The sequence below is a fragment of the Puia sp. genome (assembly GCF_036500295.1).
GTDB lineage: Bacteria > Bacteroidota > Bacteroidia > Chitinophagales > Chitinophagaceae > Puia.
This window is the reverse complement of record NZ_DASYCH010000049.1, coordinates 46,439-64,980: the sequence shown is the minus strand read 5'-3', so window position 1 is coordinate 64,980 and position 18,542 is coordinate 46,439. Positions and strand designations below refer to the sequence as shown.

Sequence of the window (18,542 nt, the reverse complement as noted above, 5' to 3'; positions counted from 1 at the left end):
AAAAATACCATATTAACCGTTGGCTTATGCTGAATAGAATGCGGGGCAGCAAAACCCTCTGCTCCATTTTACTGGTGGTTACCGGATCCTTGATTCACTTGTCGGCGTTTGCCCAATTTACAAAATATTCGAACGAATTTCTGAACATCGGCGCGGGTGCGCGCGGGCTTTCCATGGCCAGCGCGCAGGTGGCTTCGGTGTCGGATGCAACGGCGGGATACTGGAATCCTGCCGCGCTGGCCAATATCCGGGACAATCCCCAGCTTAGCCTGATGCACGCGGAGTATTATGCGGGTATCGGCAAGTATGACTTTGCGAGCCTGGCGTTGCCGTTAAAGGACAACAAGCGGGTGCTGGGGCTGACCGCGCTGCGTTTTGCCGTCGACGATATCCCCAATACGATCTTTCTGGTGCAGCCGGACGGGACCGTGAATTTTGATAATATCACCACTTTTTCTTCGGCCGACTATGCTTTTATCGTTTCGCTGGCGCAGCATGAGAAGATGTTCGGTGACAAGCAGGTGAATTTTGGCGTGAATGCAAAGATCATCCATCGCACTGCGGGGGATTTTGCCAATGCGTGGGGTTTTGGATTCGACGCGGCGGCGCAGATCTCGGGCAAACGCTGGAAGGTGGGGATCGTTGCCAAGGATGTGACGACGACCTTCAATGCCTGGTCCTTTAGCCTCAATGAAGCGATACGGGAGGTGTTTTACGAGACGCAGAATGAGATCCCGGGAAAATCTATAGAATTGACCGCTCCTCAGCTATTGATCGGCGGCAGTTATAATTTCAAGCTGAGCAGGAAACTGAGCCTGCTTGCGGAGGCCGATCTCGATCTGACCTTCGACGGCCGGCGCAACACGGTGATCAGCACCAACCCGGTGAGTATCGATCCGCGGCTGGGGCTCGAACTTTCTTTCAAGGATATTTTCTTTGTGCGTGGCGGGATCAATAATTTTCAGCAGGTGCTGGACGACCGGGATACGCTGAACAATAGGAAGATCTGGATCTACCAGCCGAGTGTCGGCGCGGGTTTCAAGGTAGGCGATATCCAGATCGATTATGCATTTGTCAATCTTGCGAACCAATCTTATCCGTTGTATACCCATGTTTTTTCATTACGGATCGATTTGCGGAAAAAGGAGAAGAAGCGGTGACGGATCGCGGTCCGGGAAGAACAAAAAACCCTACTGGTATGAAAAAATTATTTACTTTCTTTTGTTTATTGGTGGCCCTGGGAGTGACTGCCCAAACCTACAATAACGAATGGATCGATTATTCGCGGACCTACTACAAGTTCAAGGTTGCGCGTACCGGAGTCTGCCGGATCCCCCAGAGCACCCTGGCAAACGCCGGGTTGGGTGGGGTGGCGGCGCAGAATTTCCAGCTTTTCCGTAATGGAAAGGAAGTTCCGATGTATGTGACGAACGGGTCGGGGATCATGGGAGCAAGCGACTACATCGAGTTTTGGGGGCAGATGAACGATGGGGCGCCGGACCGGGCTTTGTACCGGAATGCCATCTATCAGCATACCACTTATTATAGCCTGGAAACGGATACTGCGGTGTATTATCTGTCGATCAATCCGGCGGGTAATTCTTTCCATTATACGAATGCGACGAATGATGTACTGGGATCGCCGCTGGGGCTCGAACCCTATTTTATGTATACGGATGGGGATTATTTCAAGTCCGGCGGGATCAATCCGGGTTTTGCGCAGGTGGTGGGAGAATATATCTACTCTTCTTCCTATGATCTCGGTGAATTCTGGGCTTCGCCGCCGATTGCGCCGGGTATACCGTTCCCGGATAACAAATTGCCGGCTGTTTATGCAGCCGGTCCGGACGCCACCGTCAAATTCGGGATGGTGGGCAATGCCGATAATCCGCGAACGGTTCAGGTGTCCGTCAATGGGACTATCCTGGCGGATACGACGATGAACAGCTTTAACGACCTGGTGACGAGCCGGCCGGTGCCGTTGGGGCTTATCGCCGGCGGATCTGCCGATATCAGTTTCCTTAATAACTCAACGGTGAGCACGGACCGGATGGTGGTTTCTTTTTGTGAGCTTACCTATCCCCGGGCGTTCAATTTTGGGGGACAGGCGAATTTCGCTTTTCAACTTCCGGCGAAGGCGGCAGGTTACCGGATAAATATTATCAACGTTCCGCTTGCGGGTCCCAATCCCGTTCTTTATGATCTGACCAATGGGTTGCGATATACGGCCTATCTTGCCGGCGCAACGGTCGCTTTTGCCGTTCAGGGGTCGACTGCCAATACGAACCTGGTGTTGGTGAACGAGGACCCGACGCTTGTGCAGACCGTGACTACTATGACCCCCCGGCTCTTTGTCAATTTTGCCAATACGGCCAATCAGGGGAATTATATCATCATCAGCAATCCGGCGCTTTATACCGGGAGCAGCGGGAACAATCCCGTCATGGATTATAAGAATTACCGCAGCAGTCCGATGGGTGGCGGGTTCGATGCGCAGGTCTATGATATCAACGAGCTGGTTGACCAATTCGCATTTGGGATCAAGAAACACCCGATTTCCATACAGAATTTCCTCCGGTATGCGCGGGCAAAATTTGCCGCCAAGCCGCAATTCTGTTTGCTCATCGGTCACGGGATGACCTATGATCTCTACAATAACTACAGTGAGACGATGCATGACCCGCTGGCCGACCAGCTGAACCTCATCCCCACTTTTGGCACACCTGCTTCCGATAACAAACTTGCGGCCGATGATGGCGCGGGCGCCACCCCTGTTACGCCGATAGGCAGATTATCAGTGGAGTCCGGGACGGAGATAGAGGCTTATCTGAGCAAGGTGAAGGAATATGAGCAGGCGCAGTCTACTTCGCCGAATACCATCGCGGGCCGGCTCTGGATGAAGAATGGGGTCCATCTTACGGGGGTGAGCGAACCCTACCTGGGGACGATCCTTTGTAACTATGAATCCTATTATGCGAGTATCATCGCCGATACCCTGGCCGGGGCCATGGTGTCGCTCTATTGTGACGGGAATGCCAGCCAGGTGAGCCAGGTGCCGACGAGCATTATCTCAAGCCTGTTTACGACAGGGCTTAGCTTCTTGAACTATTTCGGTCACTCCTCGAACCAGGTGCTTGGTTATAACCTCGATAACCCGACTGACTATAACAACCAGGGCAAATACCCGGTGTTCCTTATCAACGGTTGTGATGCCGGCGACTTCTTTATCTATGATGCGCAGCGGCCCGCGGGGGTGAGCAAGACCTTGTCGGAGACCTATGTCCTGGCCCCTGAAAGGGGGGCGATCGCCTTTGTGGCGAGTACCAACTTCGGGATCGTCAATTATCTGAATATTTTCCTGACGGGCTTATATAACCTGATGGCCGGGAGCGATTATGGGAAGCCGATCGGTATCCTCGAGAAGGATGGGTTGAACAATCTTGTCAATTCCGTGCCGGGCGATTTTTTTGCGCGGTTGCATGCCGAGCAGATGACGATCCACGGGGATCCTTATCTTAAGCTTAACCAGGGGCAGACCGATTATGACGTCGAGTCTTCGCAGGTAACGATCAATCCGACCCTTGTTTCGGTGAGCAACACCGTGTTTACCTATAACGCCAGGATCTATAATCTTGGCAAGGCCGTCTCCGACAGTGTGCAGGTGACGGTGACGCGAACCTATCCGAATGGCACTTCGACGGTGTTGCTGTCCAAGAAGCTGAGGGGTATCCGGTATGTGGATTCCGTCCAGCTGGCGGTGCCGGTTGTCGGGTCGAGGGACAAGGGCGACAATAAAATAACGATCACCGTCAATCCGGGGAATGTAATCCCCGAGGTGACCTATGCGAATAATTCGCTGACCACGGATGTCTTTGTCTACCAGGATGGGGCGACGCCGGTGTATCCTTATAATTATTCGATCATCAATACGCCGACGTCGAAGCTGGTTGCCTCTACGGCAAACCCGCTGATCCCGAGTACGCAGTATGTGATGGAGCTGGATACGACGCAAAACTTCAATTCTTCGATGAAGGTGGATAAGTACCTGACGTCGGTGGGTGGTGAGCTGGAGTTCGATCCCGGGGTGAATTTTATGGATAGCGTGGTTTACTACTGGCGGGTCTCGCCGGTGCCGACGACGCCAACCGGTGTTTATACCTGGAGCAACAGTTCGTTTGTGTATATCGATCCGGCCAGGAGCAGCACCGGGATGAACCAATCCCATTACTTCCAGCATGAGGGTTCGAACGGGGACAGCGTATCGATCCTTGCTAACCGTCAATGGGGCTTTGGCACTGCCACGCACTATTTCTATCTCTCCAACGCGATGTTCCCCACCTCGGGGCAGTTTGAGCAGGACTTCGCGGTAGGCGTGGATGGGAATTCCTATATCCAGAGTGCCTGTGTCGGGCATTCGCTGATCTTCAATGTCTTTGACCCGGTGACCTTGCGGGCCTGGTTGAATGTGGACCCCACTACGGGCAACAACCTTTATCTCAGCGGCAGCGGCGCGGCGAATTGCGGTACGCAGCGGTGGTGGAATTTTGAGTTCTCCTATGAGACCCAGGGCAGCCGCGGGCTGATGATGCGATTCATGGACAGTATTCCCAACGGGTATTTCGTCGTTGTGCGCAGCGATGACTATGATGCCGGTGGTTCGTCGTATATTCCCAACTGGCGGGCCGACACGACGGCGTTCGGCAGCGGCAAGTCGATGTATAATTATCTGCTGAATGCCGGGTTTGCCGATGTGGACTCTGTTACCTATCCGAGGGACTGGCAGTTTATCTATAAGAAGGGTGATCCTTCCTTTGTCCCGCAGTATAAGATCTCGCATGATATCTACGATAAGATAACTCAGTCTGTGAATGCTTACGCGCCGATGTACAGCGGAACGGTGACCTCGCCGTTGTTTGGGCCTTCGAAGAAATGGAGCCAGATGCATTGGCGGGGCCATGATCCCGTCGGCGTGCCTGCCACCGATACGGTGGGGGTACAGGTGATCGGGATCGATTCGCTTGGGAATTTCAGGCCGCTTTATAATCTGACCCGGGGGGTGCAGGACCTTGACCTGTCCACGGTGAATGCCAGGCAATATCCCTATATCCAGCTGAAGCTTACGACGCTGGACACGGTCCATGCCAAGCCCTTCCAATTGGATTACTGGCGGGTAAACTATACGCCGGTGCCGGAAGGGGCGTTGGCGCCGAACCTGTTGTTCAAGGCGCCGGATACGGTGAGCCTCGGCCAGCCGATCGAGATCGCCATTCCTTTTAAGAACGTGAGTCCTTATGCCTTTGACAGCATGCGCATCAAGCTCTATGTCCAGGACCGGTCGAACAGTATCCATACGATCGTGCTGCCCCGGAGAAAGCCGTTGAACACAGGCGATACGCTGACCCTGGACTACACCATCGATTCGAAACCTTTTACGGGGGCCAATACCCTCTATATCGGATTCAACCCGGATAATGACCAGCCTGAGCAATACCTTGGAAATAACTTCCTGTACAAGAGTATCTATGTGAGAGGTGATGGCCGTAATCCCAACCTGGATGTGACCTTCGACAACATTCACATCCTGAATGACGATATCGTTTCGGCCCGGCCGCATATCCAGATAAAGCTACAAAGTCCGTCGCAGTATCTGTTGCTCACCGATACTTCGCTGCTCAGCGTGCAGGTGAAATATCCTGACGGATCGTTGCATGCCTTCCGGTTCAACACCGATACGCTGCGATTCATCCCGGCGACGAGCGGCAACAATAACGTAGCCATGGTGGACTTTACACCGGCCTTTACCACGCAATACAACCCGGAAGGGGACGAATATCAGCTGATCGTCACAGGGAAGGACCAGACGGGCGTCACGGCCGGCGCGACGGCCTATCGCGTCGATTTCAAGGTCATCACGAAACCGATGATCTCGAATATGCTGAACTATCCCAACCCTTTTACGACGTCAACGGCGTTTGTCTTTACGATCACCGGCAGCGAGGTGCCCCAGAATATCAAGATCCAGATACTCACCATCACTGGTAAGGTGGTGCGGGAGATCACCAAGGAGGAACTGGGTCCGCTGCATATCGGAAGGAACATCACCGAGTTCAAGTGGAATGGAACGGACAGTTATGGGAACCGGCTGGCCAACGGCGTCTATCTATATCATGTCGTTACCAACCTCAATGGTCAGTCGCTGACAAAGTACAAAGCTGCGGGGGATAATACCGACAAGTATTTCAATAACGGCTATGGGAAGATGTACCTGATGAAGTAGGGGGCTTCCGGCAGGCGGCAACCAAAAGCAGGATCCCTGTAGCCAGGGATATCGCCAGATAACTGAATAGCCGGCCTTGCCGGAAACTGAATACGAGATGGTTGGCTCCGGGAACCAGCGGCACGGCCATGAACGAGTAGTAACTTGTTTGCAGGGCGACGGCGCTGTCGTTTCGCCGGACCTGCCAGCCGGGGAAGGCGTTTTGGAGGAGCACGAGCGTGTCCGCGGCGTCAGCGGTGACGTCAAATTCCATTTTTGACGGGGAGAACGAACTTATCTTTAACGGCGCCTGTGGCGCCTTTTTCACGAAAACAAAAGCATGGCGATTGACGGAGTCCGAAAGGCCGGACTGGAAATACTGCATCGTCGTGGTGAGCAGGGTCGGATAGCCGCAGAAGCTGGGTGTGCCGGGCTGTTTGCTGTAATAGGGCCAGCAGCCGACGATCTTATCGATCGGTTCGCCGGAGCGGCGATTCGCCGAGATCGGTGCTAGCGTTGGGATGGGAATACCCGGGGGCGCGAATGAGATCAGGTTTTCGATCTCAGCTGGAGACATTTGTTGCACGCCGGTGACGGGCAGGACGAGCCAGGAACTGAGCACGAGGTCGACCCCGATGAACAGAGAAAGCGAAACGGCCGGACTGAGACGTTTCCCGGCGAGGAAATAGAGAAGGATCAGCAGCAGGATCACGATCGCATTGATCAAAAGGCGCCAGTATCCGTTCAGATTATCGAGTCCCCATTTCATGGTTGCGGGGATGTCCATACCCGGGACAGGAGTATCGAACGAGGGGTGGCGGATGACGATCACGGTCGTCACGGCGATGACCGCGGCCGAGACGGCTGCCATAACGGCGAGTATTTTTCTGAGTTGCTGTGGCGGGATGCCGGTCCTGAGCAGGCCGTCGAGCGGGAATGCCAGTACGATAATAAAGGAGAACAGCGAGAACAGGCGGAATTCTCCATTTGTCCGAATATATTTCAATAGAGGCAGGAAGGAGTAGAGGGCAGCCTTGACGGGACCGCCAAGGGAGAGGAGCAGCATTAGCGAGCCGCCGATGAGGAAGACCCACTGGGTTTTGTTTTTAGTATGGAAGATGGTGAGGAGGAAGATGGCGAGGCCGGCGAGAGAAAAATAGCCATTGCGCATTGTCGTGGCGGTGCCGAACCAGGCCGACGGGGCGCTTGTGCCGAAAGGAAAAAGGAAGGATAGCCAGGATTGGAAGGTGAAGCCCGATCCCTCTTCGATCAACTGGTTGACGGGGACGGCCCGGTTAAACAAGGGAAAAATCTCACGCCAGGAGAGGAGCAGGGGAGCGGCGAGGCCGAGGAGGCAGCCAATGAGCAGGATATTTGTCGTTATTATTTTAGCCGGTGCGGGACGGGACTCACCGGGGGTTCTTATCCCAATGAGGCCGGCGAGGATTGCGGCGTAGAAATAGATGGCGCCGATGGGAAGGGCGGGATGGCCGCCCGCGATAAAGAGATAGAGGCTGACGGAGCATCCCAGCAGGCTGGAAGAGGTAAGGCGTTGTTGCAGTTTTAGAAAATAGAGTGTGGCCAGCGGAAGGAACGCTGCGGAGGTGAGAAAGTTGATGTATTGCAGCGTGCCGACGAAGAAACCGCAGCACATATACATTGCCGCAATGAGAAATGCGGTGCGGGTGATAAAACCAAGAAATACCCCGAGACGATACATGAATACGCCGCCGAGCCAGATGTATACCAGTACCTCTACAGTAAGCATGTGGACGTTATACCCGATGAGCCCGAAGAGCCAGGTGAGGGGACTCCAGAACGCGAAGCCCGGGTCGGCATACAATGGCAGTCCGAAGTTGACATAGGGATTCCAGGAGGGGAAAAAGCCGGCATGCAGGGCGGCCGAAAAGAAATATTTATGGGGGAAGTTATCGACCAGCGCGTCATTTTTCAGTGCGAAGAGAAAGGAGGAAAGGGGCAGATAAGCCAGCAGCAGGAAGAGTCCCAGCAGCCCGTAAATGCGCCAATCCTTCCGGGTAGTTCGACTGTTTGGCATGGTTGTCAAATTAGCCAAAAGTATTTATATAGTTTTGTATTTTAGCAGTAAATGATCAAATACAGGAGGTATTCCCTTAGCGAGTTGACAGGTGCCGGACTGTATATCGTTCCCTTCCTATGTTTTGTACTGCTCGTGGCGCTTTCCTTTTTCACTTACCCTTCGGCGGAGGATCTGGCCGTTCATTACAACGATCACCTGCTGGGCGTCGGCAGCTATATCCGGCTGTTTTATCAGGAGAGCAGCCGTTATGTGTCTTTTCCGCTGATCTTTTTTTTGCTTGATGGTTCCTTTTTGATGGAGCATTATTTTCTTGCGGCCCTTGTGTTGCTGGTGATGTGGTATGGGGTGATGGTGTTGCTTGTGCGGACCGTGACCGGGCTTTTGTTGCCGGAGCAGACCGGGATGCGGCGGGTGGCGTGGCTGGCGATGACCTTGCTGGTGTCGGGTGTTGCCGTCCTTTTTCAGCCGGCCAGCGTGCTGTATTGGGTGTCGGGGTCGATGATCTATCTGCTTTCTTTTTTGTTGTTCCTGCTTTTGCTGACGGTTTTGTTGCGGGTAGCTGCCAGGGGGCGTGCGACGGGCGGAGAGTGGGTCTGGGCCCTTGCGGCGGCGGTGTTGGTGGCCGGAACGAATGAGATAACGCTTTTCTTTACGGGGATCATTTTGGTTTGGGCCCAGCTGGTCTACCGGGAGGTGACCGGTAGGTTCTTATGGCCGGCGGCAGGGATGCTGGCGGTGCTGGTGGTTTGTGTCGTGGTGGCTGTCCTGCCGGGTGGCGCGGCGAACCGGGCGGGTCATTTTGGGCTTCATTTTTCCGTGGGGAACGGGGTTGGAGTGGCCGTGCTTTATACCGGGCGGATCTATTACCGGATGATCACCTCGCCGTTGTTGTGGTTATGTCTTGTCCTTGCGGGGACGGCGGGTTCGATAACCCGGACGGATATTCGAAAGAGGCTGGCGGGCAGTAAATGGTTTCATCCGCTGGTCTGTCTGGCGCCCGCCGTGCCTGGGGTGGCGGCGTTCTATTTCCTGATCTATGTCTTTAGCGGTGAGCTTCTCGCGCCGCGGGCAAACGGGACGCTGGAACTTTTTGTGTTGCTATTCCTGCTGGCGGCCTGTTATTCCTGGGGAACGAGGGTGGGGGAGACCGAGGTGTTGCGATTGGTCGTACGGAGGGAGCCGCTTGTCCTGGCGTTTGGGCTGCTGTTGTTCATCGGCAGCGGTCTATTATCGCAGGGGGTGGGCGACCTGGGTGCGGGGATCATTTACCGGGGGATCCTGGAACAGAGGAAGGCGGATATCCAGGCGGCGAAGAACAGGGGGGAGCATCGGGTGGTATTGCGCAGTTATTCCACGGATTATTCCGAAGCGGTGAAGCGCCGGGCTCCGGGGTTTGTGCAGAAGAGCCTGATCCGGCGGGGAGCGGCCTATCCAAGGCTGAGCTTTTATCAGGACCCGCTGGCCGATACGGGGTTGTACATTCACTATTATGCCGAATACTATGGTATCGATACGATCGACTATGAGGGTCACGCGTATGGCCGGGTGGGGTTAATTCAAAGACAGTATCATCCATGATAAGCTTTATACTTCCGGTGTACAACTGTTATGCGGAGTTTGCGGCATTGTTGCCGGTATTTGTCCGTGGGCTGGAGGAGGGGGGCGAGGCCTGGGAAGTTATCGTGGTGGATGATGGTTCCTGGGATGGGGAGTCGATCCGGGAGGCAGCGATCGGGAATGGCTGTAGCTATTTGCGTAACGAGCGGAACCGGGGCAAGGGATATGCGGTGAGAAGAGGGTTTGGCGTCGCCTGTGGCGAGGTGCAGATCTTTATGGATGGGGATTTTCCTTTTTACCCCGAGGTGGCGGGGCGGATGATCCGGGCTTTTGCCGATGGGCAGATGGATATCGTTGTTGGGGACCGGAGCCTGGCGGAGTCGGTTTATCCGAAGGATATCGGGGCGATGCGCAAATGGGGGAGCAGGGTCTTGTCATTTTTTGTGGGCAATTTTTTTACGCCGGGTTTTTTTGATACGCAATGTGGGATCAAGGGTTTTCGGCGGGCGGTGGCGGCGCAGTTGTTTCCGGTGATGCAGGTCGATGGTTTTGCCCTTGACCTGGAGCTGTTGTATGTGGCGATCAGGAGGGGGTATGTGATCGGGCGGATCCCGGTGGGGACCAGGAAGCAGGGCAGCAGCAGTGTCCGGGTGGTGCGGGATGCGTTGGGGACGGTGGGGAGTATTTTATTGATATGGGTTAATCGGATGCGGGGGAGGTACCGGGTTTAGGGAAGTTGTCCTGTCACTTTTTCTTACCGGGGTATCCCTGGGCATTGGCGACGTATTTGCCGATGAGATCGAATTCGAGGTTGACGAGGCTGCCGGTGGTGATGGTTTGGATATTGGTATGTTCGAAGGTGTAGGGGATGATGGCGATGTCGAATTTGGATCGCTTTACGTTAAATATGGTCAGGCCGATGCCGTTGAGGCTGATGGAGCCTTTTTCGATGACGAGGTGGCTGAATTTTTTTGGGAATTCGAACCGGAACTCCCAGGAGCCGTCGAGGTCTTTGCGGGAGATGCAGGTGGCGGTGGTGTCGACGTGGCCCTGGACGATGTGGCCGTCGAGGCGGCCGTTCATGATCATGCAGCGTTCGAGGTTGACAAGGTGGCCGGGTTGCCAGGCGCCGAGGTTGGTTTTTTCGAGGGTTTCGTGGATGGCGGTGACGCGGTGGCGATCGTTTTGAACTTCTTCGACGGTGAGGCAGGCTCCGTTGTGGGAGATGCTCTGGTCGATCTTTAGTTCGTGAGAGATGGCGGAGCCGATCCAGAAGGTTTTGTTGGTGCCGTGGGTTTCGATGGAGTGGACCCTGGCGAGTGATTCGATGATTCCGGTGAACATGGGGGCAAATTTCGGGAATTGGGGTGGAAGTCGGGTTATTTGGACTGGAATTTAGAATTTGGGGGGGGAGTTTTCGATTTTCCGAAACTTTTACTATTTTTGCAGTCCTATCAAAGGGCGGACCACGGGTTCGCCGACCGAAGGTCGATCATTAAGCGAATTTGAGCCGAGCGCCAAATTCGGGAGAGGCCCGAGGCGAAAATTTAAACAAGGGGGTATATAAATTATGCTGATCATTGATTCCAAAGATTGCGAAAACATCGACAAGGCGCTGAAGAAGTACAAGAAGAAGTTTGAAAAGGCCAAGACCCTGGTCCAGTTGCGTGAGCGCCAGTCCTATACCAAGCCGTCAGTACGCCGGCGGGGTGAGGTGTTGAAGGCGATCTACAAGCAGCAGGTTGCTGCAGGCAAGTTCGAATAATAGAATTTTGCAATATAATTATACAGGCCATCCCGGTTGGGATGGCCTTTTTTATGTAATTTGGGTATTGTGATCCAACCTTTTATCGATTATTTGAAGTTTGAGAAGCGTTATTCGCCGCATACGATCCGGTCGTACCAGGACGACCTGGAGGGGTTTTTTGACTTTCTGAGGGAGGAGTTTGGGGAATTGGCGTTGAAGGAGGTTTCGCCGGTGGTGGTGCGGTCGTGGCTGGCGGCGTTGAAGGATGGTGGGATGAGTTCGAGATCGGTGAACCGGAAGATCTCTTCGTTGCGCAGCTTTTATAAGTGGCAGTTACGGGTTGGGGGGGTGGAGCTGTCGCCGATGACGGCGATCATCGGGCCGAAGACGAACAAGCGGTTGCCGGTGTTTGTGGAGCAGGGGGATATGGCGGAACTTTTTGACCGGGTGGTGTTCCCTGGGGACTGGGAGGGGTTGACGGACCGGCTGATCCTTGCGATCCTTTATCATACGGGGATGCGGCTCAGCGAGTTGGTGGGTTTGCGGGAGCGGCAGGCCGATTCGGGAACGGGGACTTTCAAGGTATTGGGGAAGGGGAATAAGGAGCGGGTGATCCCGGTGAGTCCGGTGTTGTTATCGATGGTGGAGGAGTATAAGCGATTGAAGCGGGTGGAGCTGGAGGAGCCGGATCTGGAGTTTTTGCTGGTGGGGCGGACGGGGAAGAAGTTGTATCCGAAGTATGTATACCGGGTGGTGCGGGAATATCTGGCGCAGGTGACGACGATCGATCAGAAGAGTCCGCATGTGTTGCGGCATACGTTTGCCACACATTTAATGAATGCGGGTGCGGAGTTGAATTCGGTGAAGGAGTTGCTTGGGCATGCGAGTCTGGCGGCGACGCAGGTATATACCCACAATACTATCGAAAAATTGAAGGATATCTATAAGAAAGCGCATCCCAAAGCGTAGCCAATTTTAATGCAATGACATGACATTCGGGGCCATTTTATTTGGAAATCCCCTTTGCAAACGTTAACTTCATTGTCCCACTGAAGCGCAATTTCATGGTTCGGCGCGAGTGACCTTATCCTAAAGCAGAAGTAGTTCTTTCATTTATTGTTTCACTGATTAAAATTTGGGATGTATGAACGTAAACATTCAAACTGTGCACTTCGATGCAGACGGTAAGTTAGTAGAGTATGTTCAGAAAAAAATGACAAAACTAAACACGTTTCATGACAGGATCATCAAAGTAGACGTATTCCTCAAATTAGACAATGTGGTTCACAACATCAAGGACAAGATCGCGGAGATCAGGGTCCATGTTCCCCGGCATCACTTTTTTGTAAAATGCTCCTCAAAATCATTCGAAGAATCTTTTGACAGCGCGTTCGAGTCGCTGGTCAACCAGGTAAAAAGAAAAAAAACCAAACAATTGGCATAAGACAGCAGCTTCCTTTCAGGGAGTCGCCTCCGGGGCAGGCGGAGCCACCCCGAAAAATATGAAAAAACAGGCCATCTACTTTTGACAGAAGATGGCCTTTTTTTATGCCCGTAGGGCGCCGGTTCTTTTGTCGGCGGAGGGTTGGAAGACGGCCGTGGGGAAGCGGGGAGACCTGCCGGGCCGGCGCTGGAAAGGAATAACTTAAAAAAACGGGTTTAAAATTTTTGAAGTTCACGATTTTACCTACCTTTGCCTTCCCAAAAAAAGCAGTAGATCAGTGTGATAAGCGTTGGGATGAGTTATTAGCCGGCGTAGCTCAGTTGGTAGAGCAGCTGATTTGTAATCAGCAGGTCGGGGGTTCGAATCCCTTCTCCGGCTCGGTTTTGGGGAGGTTTGGGCTCCCGGTATTGAAAAAATGGGCGAGTAGTCAAGTGGCCAACGACAACAGACTGTAAATCTGTCCTCTTACGAGTTCGGTGGTTCGAATCCATCCTCGCCCACAGCAGAGCGAACCTTGGGTTCGCGGACCGAAAGGTCGGTAGTTATTTGATCTTGATAGTTCATGCGGAAGTAGCTCAGTTGGTAGAGCGACAGCCTTCCAAGCTGTAGGTCGCGGGTTCGAACCTCGTCTTCCGCTCCGCGAGAGCCATTGATGGACGCAGGTCTGTCGGGGTGGGTTAGCCGGTGAGAAGGGATGGAGGCGGTTTGGGTGTGCGTGCCGATGGATGGAATGAACCAGCCGTTGTAGCTCAGGGGTAGAGCACTTCCTTGGTAAGGAAGAGGTCGTGAGTTCAATTCTCATCAACGGCTCTTTTTAAGTGAGAAGAATCGATTTGCGGGAATAGAACAGGTTTCATCGACTCCAAAGACCTCCGGCGGGACGGGGAAGAGGGGGTGGGGGACCTGCTAAAATTATAAGGCCGCCGGTGGGTGGCATGTCTTCGGACAGATATTTTAAACACAACTTAAAAACAGATAACAATGTCAAAAGAGACCTTCAAGAGGGACAAACCCCACGTTAACGTTGGTACGATTGGTCACGTTGACCATGGCAAGACCACTTTGACTGCTGCTATTACTACCATCCTTTCTTCGAGAGGTTTGGCTGAAGCAAAGAAATATGACGAAATCGATGCTGCGCCGGAAGAAAAGGAGCGTGGTATTACCATCAATACAGCACACGTTGAATACGCGACCGCAAACCGTCACTATGCACACGTTGACTGTCCCGGTCACGCTGACTATGTAAAAAATATGATCACCGGTGCTGCTCAGATGGATGGCGCTATCCTGGTAGTTGCTGCCACTGACGGTCCGATGCCCCAGACGAAGGAGCATATCCTGCTTGCGCGTCAGGTAGGTGTTCCCCGTATCGTGGTATTCATGAACAAGGTTGACCTTGTTGATGATCCCGAGCTGCTGGAACTGGTTGAAATGGAAATCCGTGAGCTGCTGTCTTCCTATGGTTTCGACGGTGACAATACGCCGATCATCCAGGGTAGCGCAACCGGCGCTCTTGCTGGTGAAGACAAGTGGGTTAAAAAGATCGACGAGCTGATGGCAGCTGTTGACAGCTATATTCCCCTGCCTCCCCGTCCGGTCGATCAGCCCTTCCTGATGTCTGTTGAAGATGTGTTCTCGATCACGGGCCGTGGTACTGTTGCAACGGGTCGTATTGAGCGCGGCCGTATCAAGGTGGGTGAAGCTATCGAGATCGTAGGTCTGATGGAGGCTCCGTTGGCCTCTACGGTTACCGGTGTGGAAATGTTCCGCAAATTGCTGGATGCGGGTGAAGCCGGTGACAATGCCGGTCTGCTGCTCCGTGGTATTGAAAAGACTCAGATCCGTCGTGGGATGGTTCTTTGCAAACCCGGTTCGATCACTCCGCACACTGAGTTCAAGGGTGAGGTTTATGTATTGAGCAAGGAAGAAGGCGGTCGTCACACCCCGTTTTTCAATAAGTATCGTCCCCAGTTTTACTTCCGTACTACGGACGTAACGGGTGAAGTTACGCTGCCTGCAGGCACTGAGATGGTTATGCCTGGTGACAACACTTCGCTGAGCGTTGTGCTGATCCAGCCGATCGCCATGGAGAAGGGTCTGAAATTCGCTATCCGCGAAGGTGGCCGTACGGTTGGTGCAGGTCAGGTGACTGAGATCGTTAAATAAGCCGAGGGGAGAGACGAACCACGGGTTCGTCGGCCGAAGGCCCGACATAAGTGGAATGAGCGCCGGAGGGTATTTTTCGAAGAACCCGGAGGTGCGAATGGAATTCGGCGGATTTTTATATCTTTGTAATGAACTAAGAGCTGTTCCTGGGTTACCGGAATAGCTCTTAGCTTCTTCAGAGACAGACGGGCATAGTATAACGGTAGTACAGAGGTCTCCAAAACCTTCAGTCTGGGTTCGAATCCTAGTGCCCGTGCGACGGTCGGTTGGCGCAGCTGGAAGGCTGGTGTTGGCTGGCGGTAGAAAATTGTAAAACATGAACAAAATCACGACCTATTTCCGGGAGTCGTATAAAGAGTTGCTTGAGAAGGTGACCTGGCCGACCTGGTCGGAGTTGCAGCAATCTACGGTGATCGTGTTGGTAGCAACGTTGCTGATAACGCTCGTCGTTTGGGTCATGGATATGATATCCAGTAGTATGCTGCACTTTATCTATTCTTTATTCGGCTCTTAATCGGGTGTTTTTGCTTGCAAACTCATTTTTATGACGGAGACAGTCAATCAACAGGAAACAAAGACGCAGCCGGAGACCAAGTGGTATGTGCTGCGGGTGGTCAGCGGGAAAGAGCGTAAGGTAAAAGAGTATCTCGACAAGGAGATCTCCCGCGGCGGTTGGAGTGAGATCGTGAAGCAGGTATTCCTGCCCGTGGAGAAGGTGTATAAGGTGCAGAATGGCAAGAAGGTGATGCGGGAGCGTAACTATTACCCCGGCTATGTGATGGTGGAAGTGACGGAGGGGAAGTTGGGGGACGATCTGAAAGAGGTGATCAAGAATACCAACAGTGTCATTCATTTTTTGGGCAAGGAGAATCCGATCGCGCTGCGTAAGGCGGAGGTGAACAAGATGCTTGGGAAGATGGATGAGATGGCGGAGTCGGGCAGCATGAGTATGAGTGAGCCGTTTATTATCGGTGAGACGATTAAGATCATTGAAGGGCCTTTCAACGATTTCAACGGGATCATTGAAGAAGTCAATGACGAGAAGAAGAAGTTGAAGGTGACGGTGAAGATCTTTGGCCGGAGTACGCCTGTGGAGTTGAACTATATGCAGGTGGAGAAGATTGCCTAGCAGTAATAAGAAGAGATCGAAACTTTATAAAAACAAAAAACCTTCCAAGTGGAAGGTTTTTTTTATAAGTATATCTGCTATATCGTTCTATTTAGAAATTGCCATTGTCATTGTCGGTATCGAGATGATGAGTTGCGGGAGCGTCATCAAATGATGAAGGAGCAGTTGCCGGCATTGGCTCGGGCATCGAAGTTACGACGGGTTTTGGAGCGGGCTTGGGAGCCGGTTTCCGGACTGCCTTTTTCGGGGCAGCCTTTTTGGGAGCAGCCTTTTTGGGAGCAGCTTTTTTTGGAGCGGCCTTTTTCGGGGCAGCTTTCTTAGCGGCTTTTTTTGGAGCGGCTTTCTTTGCTGCTTTCTTTACGGCTTTTTTGGCGGCTTTTTTTGCTGCCTTTTTCGGGGCAGCTTTTTTCGCAGCTTTTTTGGGAGCTGCTTTTTTCTTAGCCGCTTTCTTTTTTGCAGCCTTTTTAGGAGCCGCTTTTTTTACTGCTTTCTTAACAGTTTTTTTGGCTGCCTTTTTGGGCGCTTTTTTGGCCGCTTTCTTAGACTTTGACATAGTTTGTTGAGCGTTTTAAGTTGTTAGTAAGAATTGTAATGGATTAATAGTGCAAAAGTTAGTCAGAAAATTCGAATTATAAAAAAATGAGGCGGAAATTTCTTTGATAAAATGCTCGCACCGAGGTTGATGGGTTCGGGTGAGGGATGGCGCGAGGAGTGACGGGAGACCTGTTTGGTGGTGGGATCGGGGGAGGGGGCTGACAATTTTTGCCGGATTTTTGTGTTGTTTATCCAGGATTTTATTAACTTTGCGTCCCCAAATAGAAGTTCTTTTAGAAATTTTAATGGTTTGGGAGTCTCGCCGGGCTGAAGCCTGAGTGGGACGTTAACACCAAAAACAAGTAACATGGCAAAAGAGATTTCCGGTTATGTCAAGTTGCAGGTAAAGGGCGGTCAAGCCAATCCTGCACCTCCTATCGGTCCGGCGTTAGGTTCCAAAGGCGTGAATATCATGGAGTTCTGTAAGCAGTTCAATGCCAGGACCCAGGATAAGATGGGGAAGGTTCTTCCCGTTCTTCTTACGGTATACACCGACAAATCCTTCGAATTCATTATCAAGACTCCGCCGGCGGCCGTACAGCTGCTGGAAGCTGCCAAATTGCAGGGTGGTTCAAAAGAGCCTAATCGTAACAAGGTTGGAAAAGTTACCTGGACACAGGTGGAAGCGATCGCAAAGGACAAGATGCCTGATCTGAACTGCTTCACTGTCGAGAGCGCGATGCGCATGGTGGCTGGTACCGCCCGTAGTATGGGTATCACCGTCGAGGGTAAGGCCCCATTTGTAACCAATTCCTAACCTCAAAATCATTACGAAATGGCTATCACGAAAAAAAGAAAAGCAGCCGCTGCGAAGGTTGATAAAAATAAATTCTATACGCTGAAGGAGGCTTCAACGCTGGTGAAGGAAGTGAATACGACCAAGTTCGATGCTTCTGTCGACCTGCATGTACGCCTGGGTGTCGATCCCAAGAAGGCGGACCAGTCGATCCGTGGGACGGTGAGCCTGCCTCATGGTACCGGTAAGACCAAGCGGGTATTGGTGCTTTGCACGCCCGACAAGGAGAATGATGCTAAGGCAGCCGGAGCTGACTTTGTAGGTCTTGATGAGTATATCTCCAAGATCGAGGGCGGCTGGGTCGATGTGGATGTGATCATCGCGACTCCCTCGGTCATGCCGAAGATCGGCAGGCTGGGTAAGGTGCTGGGTCCCCGTAACCTGATGCCGAACCCCAAGACCGGGACGGTTACCAATGATGTAGCTGCTGCGGTGAATGAAGTAAAGGGTGGGAAGATCGCTTTCAAGGTAGATAAGGCAGGGATCATCCATGCTTCTATCGGCCGGGTTAGCTTTGCCACAGAGAAACTGGTGGAGAACAGCCAGGAGCTGATCAACGCCATTATTAGAGCAAAGCCGGCTACGGCCAAGGGAACGTACGTGAAGAGCGTGTTCATGGCCAGCTCGATGAGTCCCGGTATCGCTTTGGACGCTAAAGCATTTATTCAATAGATGGACCACGGGTCCATCGGCCGAAGGCCAATCATTAGCCCTTTTTCGTCGCGGGGCTAAATTCAAAAGCAGACCAGCGGCGCAAAAAAAAACCAGTAACCCGGATCCTGGTCATTCGG

At 52.7% G+C, this 18,542-nt stretch carries 15 protein-coding genes and 5 tRNA genes; 17 read left to right on the top strand and 3 right to left on the bottom strand.

Features of this window, described 5'->3' with window-relative positions; all coding sequences use genetic code 11:
• Positions 1–26: 26 nt before the first annotated feature.
• Positions 27–1,160, top strand: coding sequence for a PorV/PorQ family protein (locus VGM48_RS10480; protein ID WP_331578771.1), 1,134 nt, complete (start codon positions 27–29; stop codon positions 1,158–1,160).
• Between the two features lie 38 nt (positions 1,161–1,198).
• Positions 1,199–6,277 carry a C25 family cysteine peptidase gene (locus VGM48_RS10475; RefSeq protein WP_331578769.1) on the top strand — a complete coding sequence of 1,693 codons (5,079 nt, stop codon included), beginning with the start codon at positions 1,199–1,201 and terminating at the stop codon, positions 6,275–6,277.
• Here the strand turns inward: VGM48_RS10475 and VGM48_RS10470 are convergent.
• Entirely contained in the window at positions 6,240–8,312 is a 2,073-nt protein-coding gene (locus VGM48_RS10470) for a hypothetical protein (RefSeq protein WP_331578767.1), read from the bottom strand. The genes VGM48_RS10475 and VGM48_RS10470 overlap by 38 nt on opposite strands.
• Positions 8,313–8,363: 51 nt before the next feature.
• Here VGM48_RS10470 and VGM48_RS10465 point away from each other — a divergent pair, with 51 nt between their 5' ends.
• On the top strand, positions 8,364–9,893 hold the full coding sequence (locus tag VGM48_RS10465) for a hypothetical protein (RefSeq protein WP_331578765.1): 1,530 nt from the start codon (positions 8,364–8,366) through the stop codon (positions 9,891–9,893).
• Entirely contained in the window at positions 9,890–10,603 is a 714-nt protein-coding gene (locus VGM48_RS10460) for a glycosyltransferase (protein WP_331578763.1), read from the top strand. The genes VGM48_RS10465 and VGM48_RS10460 overlap by 4 nt, the downstream gene beginning before the upstream one ends.
• Positions 10,604–10,616: 13 nt before the next feature.
• Here VGM48_RS10460 and VGM48_RS10455 read toward each other — a convergent pair whose 3' ends face one another.
• The gene (locus VGM48_RS10455) at positions 10,617–11,216 is read right to left on the bottom strand and encodes a riboflavin synthase (RefSeq protein ID WP_331578761.1); all 600 of its coding nucleotides are present in this window, start codon (positions 11,214–11,216) and stop codon (positions 10,617–10,619) included.
• Positions 11,217–11,442: 226 nt separating this feature from the next.
• Between VGM48_RS10455 and rpsU the strand changes: the two genes are divergently transcribed.
• The 11 genes from rpsU to nusG all read left to right on the top strand — a co-directional run bounded on the left by rpsU (position 11,443) and on the right by nusG (position 16,361).
• Complete coding sequence (gene rpsU / locus VGM48_RS10450; protein WP_331578759.1) at positions 11,443–11,637, top strand: 30S ribosomal protein S21; 195 nt, start codon at positions 11,443–11,445, stop codon at positions 11,635–11,637.
• A 69-nt stretch (positions 11,638–11,706) separates the two neighbouring features.
• Entirely contained in the window at positions 11,707–12,588 is an 882-nt protein-coding gene (locus tag VGM48_RS10445) for a tyrosine-type recombinase/integrase (protein WP_331578757.1), read from the top strand.
• A 175-nt stretch (positions 12,589–12,763) separates the two neighbouring features.
• Positions 12,764–13,063: an HPF/RaiA family ribosome-associated protein gene (locus VGM48_RS10440; RefSeq protein WP_331578755.1), complete on the top strand. Its 300-nt coding sequence runs from the start codon at positions 12,764–12,766 to the stop codon at positions 13,061–13,063.
• A 305-nt stretch (positions 13,064–13,368) separates the two neighbouring features.
• Positions 13,369–13,441, top strand: a tRNA-Thr gene (locus VGM48_RS10435).
• A 39-nt stretch (positions 13,442–13,480) separates the two neighbouring features.
• Positions 13,481–13,563 (top strand) — tRNA-Tyr (locus VGM48_RS10430).
• Positions 13,564–13,627: 64 nt separating this feature from the next.
• Positions 13,628–13,700 (top strand) — tRNA-Gly (locus VGM48_RS10425).
• Between the two features lie 101 nt (positions 13,701–13,801).
• Positions 13,802–13,873: transfer RNA gene (locus VGM48_RS10420), tRNA-Thr, on the top strand.
• A gap of 171 nt (positions 13,874–14,044) precedes the next feature.
• Positions 14,045–15,232, top strand: coding sequence for an elongation factor Tu (gene tuf / locus VGM48_RS10415; RefSeq protein ID WP_331578753.1), 1,188 nt, complete (start codon positions 14,045–14,047; stop codon positions 15,230–15,232).
• A gap of 185 nt (positions 15,233–15,417) precedes the next feature.
• A tRNA-Trp gene (locus VGM48_RS10410) sits at positions 15,418–15,488 on the top strand.
• A 60-nt stretch (positions 15,489–15,548) separates the two neighbouring features.
• Complete coding sequence (gene secE, locus VGM48_RS10405; RefSeq protein ID WP_331578751.1) at positions 15,549–15,746, top strand: preprotein translocase subunit SecE; 198 nt, start codon at positions 15,549–15,551, stop codon at positions 15,744–15,746.
• A gap of 30 nt (positions 15,747–15,776) precedes the next feature.
• Complete coding sequence (gene nusG, locus VGM48_RS10400; RefSeq protein ID WP_331578749.1) at positions 15,777–16,361, top strand: transcription termination/antitermination protein NusG; 585 nt, start codon at positions 15,777–15,779, stop codon at positions 16,359–16,361.
• 91 nt (positions 16,362–16,452) lie between these two features.
• Here nusG and VGM48_RS10395 read toward each other — a convergent pair whose 3' ends face one another.
• Positions 16,453–16,914 carry a hypothetical protein gene (locus VGM48_RS10395; protein ID WP_331578794.1) on the bottom strand — a complete coding sequence of 154 codons (462 nt, stop codon included), beginning with the start codon at positions 16,912–16,914 and terminating at the stop codon, positions 16,453–16,455.
• Between the two features lie 348 nt (positions 16,915–17,262).
• Here VGM48_RS10395 and rplK point away from each other — a divergent pair, with 348 nt between their 5' ends.
• A complete protein-coding gene (rplK, locus tag VGM48_RS10390) occupies positions 17,263–17,712 on the top strand; it encodes a 50S ribosomal protein L11 (RefSeq protein WP_331578747.1) in 450 nt (149 codons plus the stop codon).
• Between the two features lie 24 nt (positions 17,713–17,736).
• Positions 17,737–18,423, top strand: coding sequence for a 50S ribosomal protein L1 (gene rplA / locus VGM48_RS10385; protein WP_414711249.1), 687 nt, complete (start codon positions 17,737–17,739; stop codon positions 18,421–18,423).
• Positions 18,424–18,542: the final 119 nt, after the last annotated feature.

Bases quoted from the DNA above. Each gene is read 5' to 3' on its own strand.
- VGM48_RS10465 (WP_331578765.1), top strand. From the start codon at position 8,364: ATGATCAAATACAGGAGGTATTCCCTTAGCGAGTTGACAGGTGCCGGA.
- rplK (WP_331578747.1), top strand. From the start codon at position 17,263: ATGGCAAAAGAGATTTCCGGTTATGTCAAGTTGCAGGTAAAGGGCGGT.
- VGM48_RS10470 (WP_331578767.1), bottom strand. From the start codon at position 8,312: ATGCCAAACAGTCGAACTACCCGGAAGGATTGGCGCATTTACGGGCTG.
- rpsU (WP_331578759.1), top strand. From the start codon at position 11,443: ATGCTGATCATTGATTCCAAAGATTGCGAAAACATCGACAAGGCGCTG.
- VGM48_RS10475 (WP_331578769.1), top strand. From the start codon at position 1,199: ATGAAAAAATTATTTACTTTCTTTTGTTTATTGGTGGCCCTGGGAGTG.
- VGM48_RS10460 (WP_331578763.1), top strand. From the start codon at position 9,890: ATGATAAGCTTTATACTTCCGGTGTACAACTGTTATGCGGAGTTTGCG.
- tuf (WP_331578753.1), top strand. From the start codon at position 14,045: ATGTCAAAAGAGACCTTCAAGAGGGACAAACCCCACGTTAACGTTGGT.
- nusG (WP_331578749.1), top strand. From the start codon at position 15,777: ATGACGGAGACAGTCAATCAACAGGAAACAAAGACGCAGCCGGAGACC.
- VGM48_RS10480 (WP_331578771.1), top strand. From the start codon at position 27: ATGCTGAATAGAATGCGGGGCAGCAAAACCCTCTGCTCCATTTTACTG.
- VGM48_RS10395 (WP_331578794.1), bottom strand. From the start codon at position 16,914: ATGTCAAAGTCTAAGAAAGCGGCCAAAAAAGCGCCCAAAAAGGCAGCC.
- secE (WP_331578751.1), top strand. From the start codon at position 15,549: ATGAACAAAATCACGACCTATTTCCGGGAGTCGTATAAAGAGTTGCTT.
- VGM48_RS10455 (WP_331578761.1), bottom strand. From the start codon at position 11,216: ATGTTCACCGGAATCATCGAATCACTCGCCAGGGTCCACTCCATCGAA.
- VGM48_RS10440 (WP_331578755.1), top strand. From the start codon at position 12,764: ATGAACGTAAACATTCAAACTGTGCACTTCGATGCAGACGGTAAGTTA.